Here is a 19,049-nt window from a genome sequence, read left to right on the forward strand (position 1 = left end):
CGTGTCCGACCCGCCTGCGCCGCCGGATGCGCCGGACGGGTCGTGAGTGGTGATCGTGTTGCGGCTGTTCGGCAGCCGTTTCCTGCCCGCCGAACCCTCACCCCAGCCGCCGACCTCCTGGCCCGGCGAGGCCACCCGCGAGTCCCGCTGGGCGGCCCTCAAGGACGTGTCCGACCCGCCTGCGCCGCCGGATGCGCCGGACGGGTCGTGAGTGGTGATCGTGTTGCGGCTGTTCGGCAGCCGTTTCCTGCCCGCCGAACCCTCGCCCCAGTCGGCGGCCGAATGGCCCGGCGAGGCCACCCGCGAGTCCCGCTGGGCGGCCCTCAAGGACGTGCCCGACCCGCCTGCGCCGCCGGATGCGCCGGACGGGTCGTGAGCGGCGCTGGTGTTGCGGCTGTTCGGTAGCCGTTTCCTGGCTGTCGAATCATCGCCCCACCGCCGACGGCCGAATGGCCAGGGAGGCCACCCGCGAGTCCCGCTGGGCGGCCCTCAAGGATGCGTCCGACCCGCCTGCGCCGCCGGTTGGTCAGCCGTTGGGGCCCAGCAGCCCCCGCAGTTCCTTCGGCAGGAGTTGGGTGCAGGACTGCTTTGCCTGGTTCGTGAGGGCGTCGTTGGTGCAGTTGTAGTAGTCGCTGTACACCAGTTGCGCGGTGAAGGTCGCGGCCACCAGCGCGATCGCCAGGGAGGCCGTCACCAGGCCGGTCACCGCCGCCGTCGTCTGCGGACGGCCGCCAGGGTCGCCCGCGGGCTCCGCGCCGGTCCTGGCGCGCAGGGCGCTGATCCCCCAGTACAGGGCGAGGGCGCCCAGCAGCAGGGCCACGTACGGCCAGCTGAACAGGGCGAAGAAGAAGGCCCACATGCCGCACAGCAGGGCGTAGCGGGCGCGCCGCTGCGAGGGGTCCGTCGGGTCCCAGCGCATACCGGAGCCCGGGGTGTTGCCGCCCTGGCCCTCGGGGCCGGGGGGCGGACTGCCGGGGCGCTCACCGAAACCGCCGGGGGAGCGGCCCGGCTGGCGGTCGCTCCACTGGCTGCCCCACGGGGAACCGGACTCGCCGGCCCCCTCGCCGTTCTCCCCCTCGGCCGGGCGGCGCGGCCGCCACGGGCGGTCCGGGGTGCCCTCCGGAGGCGGGGCGAATGGGTTGTCGTCCTCGGGGGAGTCGCCGGTCTTCCGGTCCGAGGGTGCGTCGGGCGGAGAGGCGGGGCGCTCCCGCAGCAGCACGCCGCGGTGCTCCCCTCCCTCCACCGACTGCGGGGGGAGCGTGAGCAGTCGCAGGCTGCGGTCCGGCATCAAGTGAGCGTCTTCCCCTAGGCGATACGGCAGTGAGCAGGCGTCGATCAAGCAATGATCAGGCGTTCGTACGGCTGTCCGCGCACGAGCTTCCACTTCGGAAACGCACAGCACCACGATCACGTTCCCGACCCGGGCCCTCCCAGACGCTACCTTCCGGCCGCGCCCCCGTCCCGTGGGGGCCGCCCGGAGTGCCGGTATCGTTGCTGACGTTCGGCCGCTTCGTAGACTTCCCCGTATCCCGGGGCGTGAAGCATTCGTACGAACGTACATACGGCCGACTGTACGGAACCGCTCCCCCGAGAAAGGGCCCCACCGTGGCCGCCAAGCCCGTGGCCAAGCGCCTCGTCGTGCTGGTCTCCGGATCCGGCACCAACCTCCAGGCGCTGCTGGACGCCATCGAGACGACCGGCGTCGAGGCCTACGGCGCCGAGATCGTGGCCGTCGGGGCCGACCGCGCCGGCATCGAGGGACTCGCCCGCGCCGAGCGCGCCGGGCTGCCGACCTTCGTGACGAGGGTGAAGGACTACGCGACCCGCGAGGAATGGGACGCGGCGCTCGCCGAGGCCGTCGCCTCGTACGAGCCCGACCTGGTCGTCTCCGCCGGGTTCATGAAGATCGTGGGCAAGGAGTTCCTGGCCCGCTTCGGCGGCCGGTTCGTGAACACGCACCCGGCCCTCCTCCCCAGTTTTCCCGGAGCCCACGGTGTGCGCGACGCGCTCGCGTACGGCGCCAGGGTCACCGGCTGCACCGTCCACTTCGTCGACGACGGCGTCGACACCGGACCGATCATCGCTCAGGGCGTGGTGGAGGTCCGGGACGAGGACGACGAGAGCGCGCTGCACGAGCGCATCAAGGAAGTCGAGCGAAGGCTGCTCGTCGATGTCGTGGGGCGGCTCGCCCGCAACGGCTATCGCATTGAGGGACGAAAGGTAGTTATCCAGTGACCGCCGACAGCAACAAGCGGCCCCTTCGCCGGGCGCTCGTCAGCGTCTACGACAAGACCGGCCTCGAGGACCTCGCACGCGGCCTGCACGAGGCGGGCGTGGAGCTCGTCTCCACCGGGTCCACCGCCGGCCGTATCGCCGCCGCGGGCGTCCCCGTCACCAAGGTCGAGGAGCTCACCGGCTTCCCCGAGTGCCTGGACGGCCGGGTCAAGACCCTGCACCCCAGGGTGCACGCGGGCATCCTCGCCGACCTGCGCCTGGAGAGCCACCGCGAGCAGCTGGCCGAGCTGGGCGTGGAGCCGTTCGACCTGGTCGTGGTCAACCTCTACCCGTTCCGCGAGACCGTCGCCTCCGGGGCGACCCCCGACGAGTGCGTCGAGCAGATCGACATCGGCGGCCCGTCGATGGTCCGCGCGGCCGCCAAGAACCACCCCTCGGTCGCCGTGGTCACCAGCCCGGCCCGCTACGCCGACGTGCTGGCCGCGGCCAAGGACGGCGGCTTCGACCTCACCACCCGCAAGCGGCTCGCCGCGGAGGCCTTCCGGCACACGGCCGAGTACGACATCGCGGTGGCGAGCTGGTTCGCGAGCGCCTACGCCCCTGTGGACGACTCCGAGTTCCCCGACTTCCTGGGCGCCACCTGGGAGCGCGCGCACACCCTGCGCTACGGCGAGAACCCGCACCAGCCCGCCGCCCTGTACGTCGACGGCAGCGGCAGCGGCCTCGCACAGGCCGAGCAGCTGCACGGCAAGGAGATGTCGTACAACAACTACACGGACACGGATGCCGCGCGCCGTGCCGCGTACGACCACGACGAGCCGGCCGTCGCGATCATCAAGCACGCCAACCCCTGCGGCATCGCGGTCGGTTCGGACGTCGCGGAGGCGCACCGCAAGGCGCACGCCTGCGACCCGCTGTCGGCGTTCGGCGGCGTCATCGCCGTCAACCGCCCGGTCTCGAAGGAGATGGCGGAGCAGGTCGCCGAGATCTTCACCGAGGTCATCGTCGCGCCCGACTACGAGGACGGCGCCCTCGAGGCCCTCGCCAAGAAGAAGAACATCCGCGTCCTGAAGGCCCCGGCGGCCCCCTCCCACCCCGCCGAGATCAAGCCCATCGACGGCGGCGCTCTCCTCCAGGTGACCGACCGCCTCCAGGCCGAGGGCGACGACCCGGCCAACTGGACGCTGGCCACGGGCGAGGCGCTCTCCGCGGACGAACTGGCCGAGCTGTCCTTCGCCTGGAAGGCCTGCCGCGCCGTCAAGTCCAACGCGATCCTGCTCGCCAAGGACGGCGCCTCGGTCGGCGTCGGCATGGGCCAGGTCAACCGCGTCGACTCCGCCAAGCTCGCCGTCGAGAGGGCGGGCGCCGAGCGCGCCCGGGGCTCGTACGCCGCCTCGGACGCCTTCTTCCCCTTCCCGGACGGCCTGGAGATCCTCATCGAGGCCGGCGTCAAGGCGGTCGTCCAGCCGGGCGGTTCGGTCCGCGACGAGCTGGTGGTCGAGGCCGCGAAGAAGGCCGGCGTGACGATGTACTTCACGGGGACGCGGCACTTCTTCCACTGAGCGGCTTTCGCAGGGCGGCGCATTCGCCCCAGCATCATCCGCCCGTACGCGGTTCTCGCCGCGTACGGGCGGTCGTCTTTCCGTAGGCTCTTTGGGAGACCCGTGACCAGCAGCAAACCGGCGTGGTCCGAGCGTGAGCTGCCGGCGTTCTTCAGGCGGTGGCGCACCGAATGGAGGGACGAGGAGCTCTCCCCGGGCGACTACCTCGACTACGAGGGCGGCCTGCGCTTCGTCCTGGCCGCGGCCTGGCTGTTCTGCCCCGAGACGGTCGAGTACCGCGGTGGTGTGTTCCTCAAGGAGCGCTTCAGCCGGGGGACTGTCGACGACTGGTTCGCCAACCTGGGCGGCGACCGGCAGCGCATCGAAGCCGTCGTCAACCACGTCGAGTTGTGGACGGCTTTCGGCAACACCCCCCTGACGGACGACGATCGGCTCGGCGAGGAGCTCCCGCAACTCGCGCTCGCGCTGGGCGAGTGCTGGCAGGGTGTCCTGTCCACGCGCCACCCCGACCGGGAGATCACCGTCGCGGTGAGCGACGAGGAGGACGGCTCCTACGGCCCGACTCTGACCTTCTCGACATGTCCGGTCGCCAGGGGGCCCGGCTAGCCAGGCCCCGCGGCGTGGCTTCAAGTCCAGAAGCCAGGAAGCGATCCGTGCCACGTGTCTTGTCAAACATTGAACGGACTCCTACAGTCCGGCTGATGGGGGTGGGACCGCTCCCACCTGCCGTGTCATCCGAGCAATGGAGCCGCGATGTCATCCGCACTTTTCCGGCCGGGACGCCTGATAACCGGCGTCCTGGCGGTGTTGTCACTGCTTCTCCTGGGGCAGCCGCAAGCCCACGCGGCGTCCTGGGGAGCCCCGCAGACGGTCAACTCCTGGAACGTCATCAACGGGCGGTGGACCGCCAACAACGAGCTGGAGACCTACACCCCCGGCTGTGTCTGGTACGAAGGCAACACCCTGGTCATCAAGACCTACAAGTCGGGCGGCACGTACTACTCGGGCCGCGTGGAGTCCAAGGCGCTCTACGGCTACGGCACCTACAGCTTCACCGCGAACATGCCCAACGGCCAGGGACTCCTGCCCGCGGTGTGGGCGGCCTACCTGAACCCCTGGCTGCCCGAGTTCGACGCCGCCGAAATCGTCGGCCAGAAAGCGAACACCGTCTACCAGACATCCCACGACACCAACAACGCCCAGACCCAGTTCTCGAAGACGAACTCCGCGGGCTGGACCAACGCGTACCACACGTACTCGTTCACCTGGTGGCCGGATCACATCGACTTCGCCGTGGACGGCACCATCACCGGCACCAAGTGGTACACCACTCCTTCGGGTGTCGGAATGCACTTCATCGTCAACACCGCCGTCGGCGGTGACTGGCCGGGCAACCCCAACGACTCGACGTGGGCCACGGGAGACGGTGCGAGGTATCTGAAGGTCTCCTCGATCACGTACACCCCGTACTATCCCTAAGGGTTCCGCTTCAGGTCGAACTGCGCAGCGCCGCCCAGGTGTGGGGTCCGACCTGGCCGTCGACCTCCAGCCCCTTGTCGCTCTGGAAGCTCCGCACCGCCGCGTCGGTGGCCTTGCCGAAGTCGCCGTCCACGCCTGAACTCCCCACGCCGTAGCCGCGCTTGGTCAGCATGCACTGGACCTGGACGACGCGTTGGCCACGGTCACCGAGCTGGGTCTGTTCGGTGCCGGAGTAGTAGGTGCAGTCGGTGAGCCAGGGCGGTTTTGCGGGGGCGGCCGTCGACTTCGAGGAGGTGGGGGCCGAAGCGCCGGGTGTCGTGGCGGCGGGGCGGGGAGTGGGGCCGGTGCTCCGCGCGCCGTTGCCGGACGGGGAGGGGGTGGTGGAGGCACCCGTGTCGACCAGCTGCCCCTGTCTCTTCGGCCTCTCCCGCCGCCCCTTCTCCTTCGGATTGCTGGAGGGCGAGGAGGGCCCGGCGGCGTCGTCGGCGGTGGCGGCGGCGCCCCTGGTGGCGTCGGAGGACGGCGGGCGGGTGAGCAGGAAGGCGGTCACGGCCACGGCGCACACCCCGAGTACGGCGGTGAGGGCGACGTACCGCTTCCCGCGGGGCCGGACGGGTGCGGTCGGCGTCACCGGCGGAGGCACCGCCGGGCCGAAGCCCGGCCCCGCAGCCGGGTACACGACCCGCTGGGTCGGTGGCTGCTGAGCCTCGCTCCGTACGGGGCTGTTCCGCAGCACGTCGTACGCCTGCTGCCGGGCCAGGAGGCGGCCGCCCAGGGGCTCCTGCCAGGAGGTGGCCCGTGGGTGTGCGGCGGCGGTGTCGACGAGGTCCTGGGGGCCCGGCCGCAGCGCGGGATCCTTGTTGAGACAGGCGGTCAGCAGCGCGGCCAGGGCGGGGTCGGCTGCCGCAACCTTGGCCATGACCTCGGCGTTCGGCTGCTCGGAGGCGACCCGGTGCAGCACGTCCATGCCGGTGCCGTCGCCGAACGGGGCGTGGCCGGTGAGCGCGTGGACGACGGTGCTCGCGAAACAGAACACGTCCGAGGCCGTGTCGCAGCGGCCGTCTCTGAGGTACTCCGGCGACATGAAGGCCGGGGTGCCGACCCGGCTGCCGGTGATGGTGATCGCGCTGGCGTCGACGGCCTGCGCGATGCCGAAGTCGATGACGTGCGCGCCCTGTTGGGTCAGCAGTACGTTCGACGGTTTGAAGTCCCGGTGCACGATCCCTACGGCCGCCAGTGCGCCCAGTGCCCGGCCGAGATCCGAGACCAGCCGCCACGCCCCGGACGGCTCCAGCACTCCGCAGTCCCGTACGGCGTCCGCGAGATTGAGACCCGGCAGATACGCGGTCGCCATCCACAGCAACTCGCTGTCGGCCTCGAAGCCCGTACCGAACAGCTCCGGTGTGTACGGCGCGCCCACGCGCGCGTGCACGGTGGCCTCCCGCTCGAAACGCCGCCGGAAACGCGGGTCCTCCGCGAGCTCGGGCCGAACCACCTTCACCGCGGCCGGCCCGGGCGTCCCGTCGCCGTACCGCGCCAGATAGACCCGCCCCATGCCACCGCTGCCGAGCAGCCCCAACGGCACGTACGGCCCGATACGCACCGGATCGGCCGGCCGCAGGAGCCTCGCGCACGTCTCCACGAGGGCGGCGTCTGACATGGATCCCCCGACGTGTTCTCTGTCGACCTCGGTCACCCCAACGTGCCCCGTGGCACCGCTGGTTGACGAGAGACTATCGGGTCGCCGGAGCGCGCTGCGCGGTCTCCGGCCCTCCCCCGAGGGAGCCGGAGACCGCTGTTTGTGGGGTGCCCCGTCAGCAGGGGCGCAGGGACCAGATCGGGTCCCAGGTGGCCGTGCCCGCCTGGTAGGCCGTGGACGTCCAGCGGACGCTGCCGTCCTGGTTGTAGAACCTGGCGACCGTGCCGGGCGTCTGGTTGTTGGTGAACGGGCCGTCGTCGGTCCAGTTGCTGACGGTCCAGGTCTGGCACTTGTAGAAGTCGAACTTGGTGCCCCTGACGATCATGCACAGATGGCCGTAGTCACAGGCCAGGTCCTGCGCGCCGAGTTTGCCCTTCGAAGCGCGGGTCAGGGTCAGGCCGTCGTACGTGACCTCATTGGCGGTGGACTTGAGGGCCTTCGGGTGGCCGGCGAGCACCTGGTCGGCGGTCTGCTGGAGGCTGTTGACGCGGATGCCGTCCGGCGTCGAGGTCACCCGGGTGCCGTCCGGGGTGTCGGCCGCGGTGGCCGCGACCGTGGAGCCGGCGAGCAGTGCGGTGGCCGCGAGGAGCAGCGCGGCGGGCTTGGCGATGTTCACGTGTCCCCCCATGAACTCTGGTGGTCGTTCCGCAGTGGCGGAGTGGTACCACCGTGCCGCCGGCCCCCGCCGACCGGTACCTCGGAGGTCTCAGGGTCACCAACTCCCGGGTGGCGTGTACTCCTTGAGGTACTGGGTGAGCCGCTTGCAGTACGCGCGGTATTCGGAGGGGATCCCGCGTTCGGCATTCACCCTCTTGTACGAGGTCCGGTACGCGGCGGCGATCAGCACCCGTTTGTCGCCGGGCAGGTTGGGTGTCAGGTTCGGCTCGATGTAGCAGAGGTAGTGGCCGAGGGCCGTGATCGAGTCGGGGACGGAGAGGGGTGGCTTGGGGATCGACTTCACCGGCCGGCCGTCGGCCCTGATCCACCAGCGCAGCAGCCTCGGCGTCCAGCGTGCGATGCCGTACTCGTCCTTGCCGGGGTCGGAGAGCTTCGGGTCGAAGTTGCTCTCCGCCTTGAGCATCGCCGCGATGAGCGCGGGTGTGACGTTCGCCTGGTCGCAGTGGTGAGCCGCGTCGACGATCATCGGGCGGTAGGCCGCCGGGATGTCCTGGTCCGTGCGGAGTTCGGCGGAGCCGTAGGTGGCGGGGGTGATCTTCGTCGTGGGGGAGGCGCTCCTGACGGCCGGCGGCTTGCTGCCGGAGTCCGCCCAGGTGCTGATGCCGTAGCCGAGTGCCGCGATCGCGACGGTGGCCGCCGTGGCGCTCGCGATCACCGTCGACCGGCGTCCGAGGCGCGCAAGGCGGGGCGGTCGGCCCGTGCCCGCCGCCTCCGCGACCCGGCGCAGCAGTGTGTCCGTGCCGACGCGTTCGGCGTGCGTGCGCGAGAGGCAGTCGCGGACGATGTGCCGCCAGGCGTCGGGGAGTTCGGGCGAGAGGCGCAGCTCGTCGGTGCCACGGGCGTAGGCGGCGGCCGCGTCGCGGCGGGCGGTCGGGGTGCCGCCGGGGAGGGGGAAGGAGTCGGTCAGCACCAGATGCGCCAGGACACCGAAGGCCCACACGTCCGCGGAGGGGCGGATCTGGCGGCCGCGGGTGCCGATCTCCGACCACAGGAGTTCGGGCGGGGTGTAGTCGGGCGTCGAGAAGGCGGGGGTGTATGCGTGCGTGCCTTCCAGCTCCGCCGCCATGTTGAAGTCGGCGAGCCGTGCCGAACCGTCCTTCATCAGCAGCACGTTGGCCGGTTTCAGGTCGCCGTGCACCCAGCCCGCGCGGTGCAGCTGGGCCAGGCCCTCGCAGATCTGCGCGAGCAGCGCCGGCCCGGCCTCCGGTCTCGGCGAGTGCGCGAGGAGCGCCGCCAGGGAGCGTTCCGCCTTCTCCAGTACGAGGACGGTGGCGCCGTCCAGCTCCGGCCTGCCGGGGTCGTCGACCGTGAGGGTGCCGTACATCCGGATCAGACGCGGCTGCTTCAGACGGCGGTGCAACTCGACCTCGCGGTCGACGAGTTCGCGCAGATGGGCGAGTCGGCGGGGGGTTCCGGTGCCGGTCGGCAGGAACTTCAGGGCGGCCGTGCGGGGCAGCTCCTCGCCGGTGCCCGCCAGGTCGTCGCCCGTGCGTCTGCCCTCGTACACGCTCCCGAAGGCACCCGTCGCGATCGGGTCCCGCACCTCCCAGACACCCACCCGGTACCCCTTGGGCACCGGCACGGCGTACGGCTCGGTCACCGGACCACCCGGCCGGACGGGGAGGCCGCCAGGACCACCAGGTCGTCCTCGCGGACGAGGTCGAAGCGGAGTGCCAGCGAGACCAGGGACTCCTTCTTGCCGTTGAGACGCGGGCCGGTGTCCGCCTCGTCCGGGCCCGGCTTCAGGCGCAGCTTCACCGCCAGGTAGTCGATGTTCCACTGCACCGAAGTGCGGGACGCGGCGGGCCAGTTGGGGCGCAGGCGGTCGACGACCTGGTCGACGGTGGGCAGGGGCGCGTGCGGTTCGCCGCGCAGGCGCGGTTCGCACAGGGCCGCGAGGACCGCGAAGTAGCGCTTGGTGCGGTCGACGGAGAAGGCGGGGGCGGTGGTGGCGCCGTCGAGGCCGCCCTCGGAGTGGAGGTAGTCGTGGCGCGGCGCCCACACCTCGACGGCCAGCAGGTCCCCGGCGGCCGGCAGCACGATCCGTGAGAACTCGAAGGGGACGGGGGCGTCGAGGCGCCCGGGGCCGACCTTCACATGCTCGCCGGCGCCCTCCGGGTTCTCCACGACGTACGTCTGCTCCCGGCTGAGGTTGCTCAGTATCCAGAAGGCGCCCTGCGCGGTGATCTCACCGGCCCTGCGGGAGACGCCCTTGTGGGGGATCTCCACGTCGCAGTCGGCGCTGCGCCCGAACGTCAGCCGCTCGCCGGGCGCGAGCTTGAGCTGGGTGCGAGTGGACTGGTCCTCCGTGGTCGGCGGAGGTACCACGATGATGCTGTACAAGGTGCGTCTCCCGTGCCTGCCGGCTACCCACGTCAGAGTAGGGCGACGCACCAGGGCCGCGTCCCCCTCCGACGGGGAGACACGGCCCTTGGCGATTTATTGGCGCGAACTGTTCAGTGGCGCCGGGGTGTTCACTGGCGTACGCGGTTGAACCAGGCGGTTCCGTTCGCGTTGCCGGCGAACACGGCTATCAGAATGCCGAGAACCGTGTGGAGGAGACCCACGACGACGAAGGGGTAGATCCCGAGCATCGCGGTGATGACGCCGAAGACGATGGCCGTGACCCGGACACGGTTGCCGCCGTCGCTGAACTTCAACGCCAGCACGGCCGCGAACACCGCCCAGGCCAGGGCGAACACCACCAGCGCCCACAGCACGCCGGACGAGTACTCCTTGATCTTCTCGAAGGAGGCGTCGTCCTCGACGCCGGCGCTCGACGTCCTCCGAACCACCCCGGCGACGAAGGCGAACAGGGCCACGCCGATGAGCTGCAGCGGGACGATCACCCACAGCAGCACACGACCCGCGCTCACGGTGCTCGGCATCGTCGTCATCACGGGAATGCCGCCGTAGGGACCCACCGGGGGAGCCGAGGGGTAGCCGTAGCCCGGCTGCTGGCCCTGTTGCGGGCCGTAGGGGTTGTTGGGGCCGCCGAAACTCATGGGGAGTGTTCCTCCGTGAAATGGGGTGGGACAGCGCTCAGTTCGTACGGATCACGATCGACGAGCAGACCTTGTCCGCGAACGTCTGGCGCTTGGCGTCCCAGGCCGGCCACAGCCAGCCGAGGTAGCAGGCGAGGCTGTCCAGGAAGTGCGCGAGCCGGCGCACGAAGGCCATGCCGACACCCAGGGGCTGTCCGTCGGCCTCCCGCACCAGGCGGATGCCGACCGCCTTCTTGCCGACGGTCTGGCCGGTCTGGCCCTCCTTGATCAGCTGCCAGATCGCCACGCCGATGATGGCGAGGTAGCCGATGATCGCCACGGCCCAGGTCTTGGAGACCCCACCGACGATGACGATGATGTACGGGACCAGGAACACGAGCCCGTCGACCAGCGTGCCCAGGAAACGCTGACCCCAGTTCGCGTACGGCGGCTGCATGCCGTAACCCGGCTGCTGCGGGTAGCCGTAGCCGGCCGGGGCCTGGGGTGCCTGCGGGTAGCCGTAGCCCGGCTGCTGCGGCGGCACGCCCTGCGGGGGCTGCTGCGGGTAGCCGTAGGGCTGCTGGCCGCCCTGCTGGGGGTAGCCGTAACCGGGCTGCTGCGGCGGCTGCTGAGGCTGGCCGTAGGGGTTGTTCGGGTCGCCGTAACTCATGGCGGGATTCCTCCGTTGCGCATATGGGGACATTGCGGATTTGCGCGGAGGAATCACACGATGTGAGCGGTTTGCCCCCCGAACACGAACCGCGATACTGCGCCGTTCATCGTTCTTTACGGCTGCTCGCCTTGTCCAGTGGCATTTCGCATGTGTTGTGCAAGTGCAATCTTGCCGATCATGGCCGTCCCGCCGGTACGGCACCCGGATTGGAACCGGGGGGTGGTCATCCGCGAGGATGGGGGCATGACCGCCCAGATTCTCGATGGCAAGGCCACCGCAGCCGCGATCAAGTCCGATCTGACCGCCCGCGTGGCGGCGCTGAAGGAGAAGGGCGTCACGCCCGGCCTCGGCACGATCCTCGTCGGGACCGACCCCGGCAGCCAGAAGTACGTCGCCGGCAAGCACCGCGACTGCGCCCAGGTCGGCATCGCCTCCATCCAGCGCGAACTGCCGGAGACGGCGACGCAGGAGGAGATCGAGGCGGTCGTCCGGGAGCTGAACGAGGACCCGGCGTGCACCGGCTACATCGTCCAGCTGCCGCTGCCGAAGGGCATCGACGAGAACCGGATCCTGGAGCTGATGGACCCGGACAAGGACGCCGACGGCCTGCACCCGATGAACCTCGGGCGTCTCGTCCTGAACGAGCCGGCCCCGCTGCCCTGCACCCCGAACGGCGTCCTCACCCTCCTCCGTCAGTACGGCGTGGAGATCAAGGGTGCCGAGGTCGTGGTCGTCGGCCGCGGTGTCACCATCGGCCGCCCGATGCCGCTGCTGCTCACCCGCCGCAGCGAGAACGCGACCGTGACCCAGTGCCACACCGGCACCCGTGACCTCTCCTCCCACCTCAAGCGCGCGGACATCATCGTCGCCGCCGCCGGTTCGGCCCATCTGATCCGGCCCGAGGACGTGAAGCCGGGCGCCGCCGTCCTCGACGTCGGCGTCTCGCGCAGCGCCGAGGGCAAGATCGTGGGCGACGTCCACCCGGGCGTCGCCGAGGTCGCCGGCTGGATCTCGCCGAACCCCGGCGGTGTCGGCCCGATGACCCGTGCCCAGCTGCTCGTCAACGTGGTCGAGGCGGCGGAGCGCAGTGCCGGCTGAGGCGAAGCGACCCCAGGGTGCGGCGAAGCAGCCCGAGCGTGCGGTCGAGGACCCCGAGCAGCAGGCGGAGGAGACCGTCCGCGACGCGATCAGCGCGCCCGACGCCGAGGGCAGACCGCGCCGTGTGACACGCCGCTTCCCGCTGTTCACGAAGGACACCGCGCGTCCCGAGGGCGGCGGCCGGGCCGCCCCCGGCGATGCCCCCGCGCCCGCCCGGCAGTGGCCGATCCTCGCCGTCCTCGCCCTGGTCGGGATCGGCCTGCTGCTGACCGCGCTGGACGTCTTCCGGTACGGCACCCTGCTGATCGGCATCGCCCTGGTGGCCGGGGCCGCGCTGCGCTGGATCCTGCCCGACGTCGGCATGCTCGCCGTACGGTCCCGCTTCACGGACATCGTGACGTACGGCGTGCTGGGCCTTGCGATCGTGCTGCTGGCGATGATGGTGCAGCCGCACCCGTGGCTGCAGATTCCGTTCCTGAAGGACACGCTGCATTTCACGGTGAGCAGTTAGCTGCGCAGGGGCGTTCCCTGGGGCGAGACGGGCCGTCGATCGTCTGCCGGTCTGTTGTGGCTGCTCGCGCACACGCGGCGGAGCCGCACATCGACACAGCCCCGCGCCCCTTCGGGGCGCCGGGAACCAACGGGGGGTCTGCGTCGTCACCTGGTCAGGACGGGCAACGAGATCTGGTGGAGGTGCGCGATGGGCGGCTGGCAGCCGCTGCCGGACGATCTGCCGCCGGAGGTGCGGCACTTCGTGGAGCAGTTGCGGCTCCTCAAGGACCGGACGGGGCTCAGCCTCGTCTCGCTCGGCGCCCGCACCGCGTACAGCAAGTCCTCCTGGCACCGCTATCTCAACGCCACCCAGCCGCCGCCCCGGCAGGCGGTCGCCGCCCTGTGCCGGATCGCGGGCCTCGCCGACACGGAGGCCGAGCGCTTCGGGGTGCGCTGGGAACTGGCGGTGCAGGCCTGGCCGCGCCCGGTGAAACCCGCCGGTGAGGAAAGCACGACCGAGTACGAGGACGATCCCACCCTGCCCTGGTGGGACACGCCCGAAGAGACCCGGCGGCGGCCGGACGGGCTGCTGCTGTACGCCGTACTGCTGCTGCTCCTCATGCTGGTGATCGCGGTGGTGGGCGTTTTCGCGCTCGGGTGAGGTGCCCCTGGGCGGGGTGAATACGCCCGTGACGGGCGAGGTTGTCCGTGTGTGTCTCCGGTGTCGATGTATTGGCAAGTTTGCGGAACCGACACGGGGTTGTTCGATGCGGGCCCTAGGGTGGGTGGGTCCGGCCGGGGGCGGAGGGGGCCGCCGGTGGGACAGTGAACCGCGGTCGGTCGGCGTGCAACGGAGCGTGCCGAACGACCCCAACGCTCCCGTGCGCCCCCGTCCCGGGAACTGAGATCCTTACTGGGCGCATCCCTGTGGGTAGCCAGAACGGGCACCGCGCGCGGGGGAACGCGAGGAACACCAGCACCAAACCGGGGGGAAGAGGGGGGAAGCAATGCCTCGTTGGAGGGCCTTGCCGGACGAACTCGATCCGCAGGTCAGGGAGTTCGCGAGCCAGTTGCGCCGGCTCGTGGACCGCAGTGGCCTGAGCATCGCGTCGGTGGCCGACCGCACGGGCTACAGCAAGACGTCCTGGGAGCGGTATCTGAACGGCCGGCTGCTCGCGCCCAAGGGCGCGATCGTGGCGCTGGCCGAGGTCACGGGTACCAACCCGATCCATCTGACGACCATGTGGGAGCTAGCCGAACGTGCCTGGAGCCGTTCGGAGATGCGCCACGACATGACCATGGAGGCCATCCGCATCTCCCAGGCGCGCGCCGCGCTCGGTGAGTTCGGGGCGCCTCCCGTCAATGCCAAGGTGAGCAGCAAGAGCAGCACCACGGCCCGCAGGTCCGGCAGCGCGACGGCGACGCCGGGGATCGCGGGACCGGCGGGCGTGGCGCCGACGGTGCCGCCGCAGCCGGTGGGCCCGGATGTGCGGGACGCGGCGGGCGCGGTGCGGGAGAGCGGCGCCTCGCCCGCCGCGGATGCGCCGGAGAGCTCCTCGGGTGCCAACTCGTGGGGGCTGGCCGGGTACAAGGGCCCGGCACCGTCCGGTGCGCGTGCTCCCGGGGCCGCGGCTCCGGCGCCGCAGCCGGCGGCCGGCGGTCAGGGGCGGACGCCGGAGACGACGCCGAGTCCGTTCGGTGAGCCGCCGCAGGGCCCGCGGCCCGGCGGGGACTCCTCCGCGGGCGGCGGCAGGCGGAAGCTGACGATGTTCCTCGCGGGTCTCGTCGGCGTACTGGTCGTGACAGCGGCCGTGTTCTATCTGACCGACAACGGCACGGGCAAGAAGAACGAGGGAGGCGCCTCGCCGTCCCCGTCCGCCAGCGTCCGGACCGACCTGCCGGCCGGAGTGAAGTGCAGCGGCGCCTCCTGCACCGGCAAGGACGCGGAGGCGATGGGCTGCACCAAGGACGCCGCCTCGGTCACCACCGCCAAGACCGTCGTCGTCGGTACCTCCACGGTCGAGGTGCGGTACAGCAAGACGTGCGGTGCGGCGTGGGGCCGTGTCACCCAGGCCACCCAGGGGGATTCCGTTCAGGTGACCGCCGGCAAGGCCAAGGAGAGCGACAGCATCACGGCCGCCGGGGACAACATCGCCTACACGCCGATGGTCGCGGTCAAGGACGCGGGCGAGGCCACGGCCTGCGCGACGCTGGCGTCCGGGCAGAAGGGGTGCACGAAGTAGCCGGCGCGGAGTAAGGCAGCCCAAAGCGAGCAAGACAAGAAAAGGGGGGCGGCCGCCCGTCCGGGAGAGGGGGGACTGGGCGGCCGCCGTGGGGGGACCGACCGTGCCGGACTCCCGTGGGGGTACGGTTCGCGTGCCCGGGATGGGGGCGACTATTCCTCCCGTCCCGCTTTTCTTCTGAGCCTGCTGGGTCGCCGGTTCACTCTGTGGGACGGGCCACACGGACCCGGCCGTCCGGGATCCCGGATGCGCGATAGCCTGACCGGTGGATCTCTTGATACCAAGAGATCGATCATTTGTACGTCCGCACCCCAGGGCAAGGACGCCCACCGCCAGCTGTCATACGGAGAACGCCATGACCCGCACTCCCGTGAACGTCACCGTCACCGGCGCGGCCGGCCAGATCGGTTACGCCCTGCTCTTCCGCATCGCCTCCGGCCAGCTGCTCGGCGCGGACGTGCCGGTCAAGCTGCGCCTGCTGGAGATCACGCCCGCGCTGAAGGCCGCCGAGGGCACGGCCATGGAGCTCGACGACTGCGCGTTCCCGCTCCTGCAGGGCATCGACATCACGGACGACCCGAACGTCGCCTTCGACGGCACCAACGTCGCCCTCCTCGTGGGCGCCCGCCCGCGCACCAAGGGCATGGAGCGCGGCGACCTGCTCGAGGCCAACGGCGGCATCTTCAAGCCGCAGGGCAAGGCCATCAACGACCATGCCGCGGACGACATCAAGGTCCTCGTCGTCGGCAACCCGGCCAACACCAACGCGCTCATCGCGCAGGCCGCCGCGCCTGACGTACCGGCCGAGCGCTTCACCGCGATGACCCGCCTCGACCACAACCGTGCGCTGACCCAGCTCGCGAAGAAGACGGGCTCGACGGTCGCCGACATCAAGCGCCTGACGATCTGGGGCAACCACTCGGCCACCCAGTACCCGGACATCTTCCACGCCACGGTCGCCGGCAAGAACGCCGCCGAGACCGTGAACGACGAGAAGTGGCTGGCCGAGGAGTTCATCCCGACCGTCGCCAAGCGCGGTGCGGCGATCATCGAGGCCCGCGGCGCGTCCTCGGCCGCCTCGGCCGCCAACGCCGCCATCGACCACGTGTACACGTGGGTCAACGGCACCGCGGACGGCGACTGGACCTCCATGGGCATCCCCTCGGACGGCTCCTACGGCGTCCCGGAGGGCCTGATCTCCTCCTTCCCGGTCACCACCAAGGACGGCAAGTACGAGATCGTCCAGGGCCTGGACATCAACGAGTTCTCCCGCGCCCGCATCGACGCCTCCGTGAAGGAGCTCGAGGAGGAGCGCGAGGCGGTCCGCGGTCTCGGCCTCATCTGAACCGAGCCGTACGGCTTCACGGTTCTGTCACCACCCTGCACGGGCCCCGTTCCGGTTCCTTCCGGAACGGGGCCCGTGGCCGTTTTCGCCGCTACGGTCAGAAGCGGTACCCAGTGGGGTGATTCGGGGGGTGCGTCATGAGCGATCGGTACGGCTACGACGAGGGTCGGTCCGGTTCCGGTCCGGAGCGGGAACCGAGCGAGGAGAGAGGTCAGGCGGCCTGGGCCGCCCGGCAGCCGGCGACTCCACCGCCGTGGTCGTCGGCCGAGACGCAGACGGGCCAGGCGCCACCGCCATGGGCCTTCGCTCCGACCCACACGGGCGGTGTCCTGCCGCCGACCTGGCCGCCACCGCCGCCTCCCGCGCAGCCGCGTGCCGGATTGCGCCGTGTCCTTGCCGTCCTTGCGGCCACGCTCGTCCTCGGCGCGGGCGCCGGAGCGGGCGCCTGGTACCTCACCCGCGACCACGCGCGCGGCACCGGGGCCGCGCCCGCGACGAGCGTGAGCGTCACGGCCACGACGACCCCGCCGCAGAGTCCGACGCCCACCCCCAGCGCCTCGGCCTCGCTCCTGACGTCCTCGTCGTCCCCCTCGGTCGGCTACCGCCGTGCCCAGGACCCCGTGGGCTACTCCGTCGACGTCCCGAACGGCTGGACCCGACGTCAGGAACAGGGCAAGCTCGCGCGGATCGTCTACTACGACGCCCCCTCCGACGGCCGCCAACTGCAGATCTTCGAGGTCACCGAGTCCACCCCCTACGACTCCCTGACCCTCGCCGAGACCGACCCCGGCTACGGCTTCGCCAAGCAGCCCGGCTACCGGGTCGTCCAGCGCGACCACGGCGACACCTGGGCGGAGCTGACGTACCGCTACCACGACCAGCACAAGGGCACCCGCCAGGTCATCGACCACCGCTTCCGCTCAGCCGACGGCACCCTCTACGCCATCCGCTCCAGCGGCCCCGCGAACCTCGCCCCCGAGCGGGTCCGGGAGCCGCTGAGGATGGCGGTCCGCTCCTTCTGCCCGGCCGGGGCGCAGTGCTGAATTGCGCCCTGCGCCTTCAGGGCACACGTCGCCCGGCCTGTTCGATGGATCCGGGCGGTCATGCGACGGGCTGCTTGGCGTCGGCGGACGCGGTCGGTGTGTGGGAGGGGCCGGTGCTTTCGCGATAGCCGGCCATGACGGCTGCGGTTGCCGCGAGGACCAGGACGCCCACCGTTCGCAGGGCCGGGCCCATGCCGTCGGTGAAGGTGGGGTGGGAGGCGAGGACCGTGCCGGTGACGGCGATGCCGAGGGCCGCGCCGATCTCGCGGGCCGAGGTGCCGAGGCCCGAGCCGAGCCCCGTCTGGTGGGCGGGGAGGGACGTGACGACGCCGAGGGTGAGGGCAGGCATCGACAGGCCCGCGCCGGCCGAGATGACGAGCAGCCAGCAGGCGTACAGGGCGTAGGGCGTGCCCGCGTCCGCGGTGGACGCGCCGAGCAGGCCGAGGCCGATCAGTGCGAGACCGGCGCCGATGACCGGGCGGGGGCGGGACGCCCAGCGCGCCGCCAGCTTCGGGACGAGCGCCATGCCGACGATCAGCGGCACGACCGCGACCCCGGTGAGGGCAGGGCCGTAGCCCTTCACGCCTTGCAGGTACTGGGAGTTGACGTAGAAGAGGGCGAAGAGGCCGAAGAAGCCGGTCGTCATGCCGAGGGTCGTGGCGCGCAGGCCGGGGGAGTGGAACACCCGGGGGTCGAAGAGCGGGGTGCGGGAGCGCAGGGCGTGGAGCGTGAAGGCGGCCGTGAGCACGGCGCCTACCGCGAAGACGGCCAGGATGCGCGCGGAACCCCAGCCGTACGCCGGGCCCTCGATGATGCCGAAGAGGAGCGCGACCAGGGCCGCGGTGAGCAGCAGGGTGCCCAGGGGGTCGAGATGGTTGCCGGCGGCTCGTTGGGTGCGCGGGGTGGTGAGCGCGACGGTGACGGCGAGCAGCGCGGCCAGCGGGACCATCGCGCCGAACAGGGCGCGCCAGGTGAGGAACTGACCGACCAGACCGCCGCCGAGGTTGCCGAACATGCCGCCGAGGCCGATGGCCAGCGTCCAGGAGGCCATCGCCTGGGCACGGCGTTCCGGGCCGGCGAGGCGCATCAGGATCGACATCGTGGCCGGGGTGATCAGCGCGGCCCCCGCCCCGGAGATGCCGCGCCCGGCGATGAGGAGGGCGGGGCTCGGCGCGAGCGCGCCGGCGGCCGCGCCCGCCGCGAACAGGCCGAGGCCGGCCAGCAGGGCGCCCTTGCGGCCGTACCGGTCGCCGAGCGCACCGGCCGGGATCAGCAGGGACGCGAAGACGATGACGTACGCGTCGACCGTCCACAGGATCTCGGCGTGCGAGGGATGCAGGGACGAGGAACTCAGCTGCGGTATCAGGAGGTTGACGGCGGCGACCATGCTCTGGGCGACCAGGACGCAGGCGCACAGCGCCAGCAGGGTGGACCGTTTCAGGGCGTGCGGGGGCATGGCTCCTCCCAGGGAGCTCGACGGGTGGTGTGGGACGCCCTGTCACCGTAGGCTCGGTCACG

At 71.3% G+C, this 19,049-nt stretch carries 19 protein-coding genes; 11 read left to right on the plus strand and 8 right to left on the minus strand.

The annotated features are described in order from the left end of the window. The first annotated feature begins 211 nt into the window (after positions 1–211). Positions 212–376: a hypothetical protein gene (locus ACIBW9_RS20190; protein WP_398956797.1), complete on the plus strand. Its 165-nt coding sequence runs from the start codon at positions 212–214 to the stop codon at positions 374–376. Between the two features lie 150 nt (positions 377–526). Here ACIBW9_RS20190 and ACIBW9_RS20195 read toward each other — a convergent pair whose 3' ends face one another. Next, positions 527–1,288, minus strand: coding sequence for a hypothetical protein (locus ACIBW9_RS20195; protein ID WP_398956799.1), 762 nt, complete (start codon positions 1,286–1,288; stop codon positions 527–529). Between the two features lie 317 nt (positions 1,289–1,605). On the opposite strand from ACIBW9_RS20195, the gene purN reads away from it, so the two are divergent. From purN to ACIBW9_RS20215, 4 genes are all read left to right on the plus strand, one after another. After that, positions 1,606–2,235, plus strand: a complete 630-nt coding sequence (gene purN / locus ACIBW9_RS20200; protein WP_398956801.1) for a phosphoribosylglycinamide formyltransferase — start codon at positions 1,606–1,608, stop codon at positions 2,233–2,235. Next, a complete protein-coding gene (purH, locus tag ACIBW9_RS20205) occupies positions 2,232–3,797 on the plus strand; it encodes a bifunctional phosphoribosylaminoimidazolecarboxamide formyltransferase/IMP cyclohydrolase (protein ID WP_398956803.1) in 1,566 nt (521 codons plus the stop codon). The genes purN and purH overlap by 4 nt, the downstream gene beginning before the upstream one ends. Before the next feature lie 102 nt (positions 3,798–3,899). Then, positions 3,900–4,403, plus strand: a complete 504-nt coding sequence (locus ACIBW9_RS20210) for a hypothetical protein (protein ID WP_398956805.1) — start codon at positions 3,900–3,902, stop codon at positions 4,401–4,403. A gap of 147 nt (positions 4,404–4,550) precedes the next feature. Beyond that, positions 4,551–5,276, plus strand: a complete 726-nt coding sequence (locus tag ACIBW9_RS20215) for a family 16 glycosylhydrolase (protein ID WP_398956807.1) — start codon at positions 4,551–4,553, stop codon at positions 5,274–5,276. Between the two features lie 10 nt (positions 5,277–5,286). Here ACIBW9_RS20215 and ACIBW9_RS20220 read toward each other — a convergent pair whose 3' ends face one another. From ACIBW9_RS20220 to ACIBW9_RS20245, 6 genes are all read right to left on the minus strand, one after another. Beyond that, a complete protein-coding gene (locus ACIBW9_RS20220) occupies positions 5,287–6,936 on the minus strand; it encodes a protein kinase (RefSeq protein WP_398956809.1) in 1,650 nt (549 codons plus the stop codon). A gap of 154 nt (positions 6,937–7,090) precedes the next feature. Further along, positions 7,091–7,591, minus strand: a complete 501-nt coding sequence (locus ACIBW9_RS20225) for a hypothetical protein (protein WP_398956811.1) — start codon at positions 7,589–7,591, stop codon at positions 7,091–7,093. Between the two features lie 96 nt (positions 7,592–7,687). After that, positions 7,688–9,253, minus strand: a complete 1,566-nt coding sequence (locus ACIBW9_RS20230; protein ID WP_398956813.1) for a serine/threonine protein kinase — start codon at positions 9,251–9,253, stop codon at positions 7,688–7,690. Further along, complete coding sequence (locus tag ACIBW9_RS20235) at positions 9,250–9,996, minus strand: FHA domain-containing protein (protein WP_398956815.1); 747 nt, start codon at positions 9,994–9,996, stop codon at positions 9,250–9,252. Before ACIBW9_RS20235 ends, ACIBW9_RS20230 begins: the two co-directional genes overlap by 4 nt. Positions 9,997–10,127: 131 nt before the next feature. After that, the gene (locus ACIBW9_RS20240; protein ID WP_398956817.1) at positions 10,128–10,658 is read right to left on the minus strand and encodes a hypothetical protein; all 531 of its coding nucleotides are present in this window, start codon (positions 10,656–10,658) and stop codon (positions 10,128–10,130) included. 37 nt (positions 10,659–10,695) lie between these two features. Further along, positions 10,696–11,307 (minus strand): RDD family protein, encoded by a 612-nt coding sequence (locus ACIBW9_RS20245; protein ID WP_398956819.1) that lies wholly within the window; start codon positions 11,305–11,307, stop codon positions 10,696–10,698. Positions 11,308–11,553: 246 nt separating this feature from the next. On the opposite strand from ACIBW9_RS20245, the gene ACIBW9_RS20250 reads away from it, so the two are divergent. The 6 genes from ACIBW9_RS20250 (at position 11,554) to ACIBW9_RS20275 (ending at position 17,531) form a co-directional block, all read left to right on the plus strand. Further along, on the plus strand, positions 11,554–12,408 hold the full coding sequence (locus ACIBW9_RS20250) for a bifunctional methylenetetrahydrofolate dehydrogenase/methenyltetrahydrofolate cyclohydrolase (protein WP_398956821.1): 855 nt from the start codon (positions 11,554–11,556) through the stop codon (positions 12,406–12,408). Then, complete coding sequence (locus tag ACIBW9_RS20255) at positions 12,398–12,919, plus strand: DUF3017 domain-containing protein (protein ID WP_398956823.1); 522 nt, start codon at positions 12,398–12,400, stop codon at positions 12,917–12,919. The genes ACIBW9_RS20250 and ACIBW9_RS20255 overlap by 11 nt, the downstream gene beginning before the upstream one ends. A gap of 189 nt (positions 12,920–13,108) precedes the next feature. Next, positions 13,109–13,561, plus strand: coding sequence for a helix-turn-helix domain-containing protein (locus ACIBW9_RS20260; RefSeq protein WP_398956825.1), 453 nt, complete (start codon positions 13,109–13,111; stop codon positions 13,559–13,561). Between the two features lie 364 nt (positions 13,562–13,925). Next, positions 13,926–15,143, plus strand: coding sequence for a DUF2690 domain-containing protein (locus tag ACIBW9_RS20265; RefSeq protein ID WP_398956827.1), 1,218 nt, complete (start codon positions 13,926–13,928; stop codon positions 15,141–15,143). A gap of 355 nt (positions 15,144–15,498) precedes the next feature. Further along, positions 15,499–16,488 (plus strand): malate dehydrogenase, encoded by a 990-nt coding sequence (locus tag ACIBW9_RS20270; protein WP_389076717.1) that lies wholly within the window; start codon positions 15,499–15,501, stop codon positions 16,486–16,488. Between the two features lie 137 nt (positions 16,489–16,625). Beyond that, positions 16,626–17,531 (plus strand): hypothetical protein, encoded by a 906-nt coding sequence (locus ACIBW9_RS20275; protein WP_398956829.1) that lies wholly within the window; start codon positions 16,626–16,628, stop codon positions 17,529–17,531. Positions 17,532–17,589: 58 nt separating this feature from the next. Here the strand turns inward: ACIBW9_RS20275 and ACIBW9_RS20280 are convergent, their stop codons facing one another. Beyond that, positions 17,590–18,987, minus strand: coding sequence for an MFS transporter (locus tag ACIBW9_RS20280; RefSeq protein ID WP_398956832.1), 1,398 nt, complete (start codon positions 18,985–18,987; stop codon positions 17,590–17,592). Positions 18,988–19,049: the final 62 nt, after the last annotated feature.

Origin of the sequence: Streptomyces sp. NPDC049541, assembly GCF_044465725.1 — a bacterium.
GTDB lineage: Bacteria > Actinomycetota > Actinomycetes > Streptomycetales > Streptomycetaceae > Streptomyces.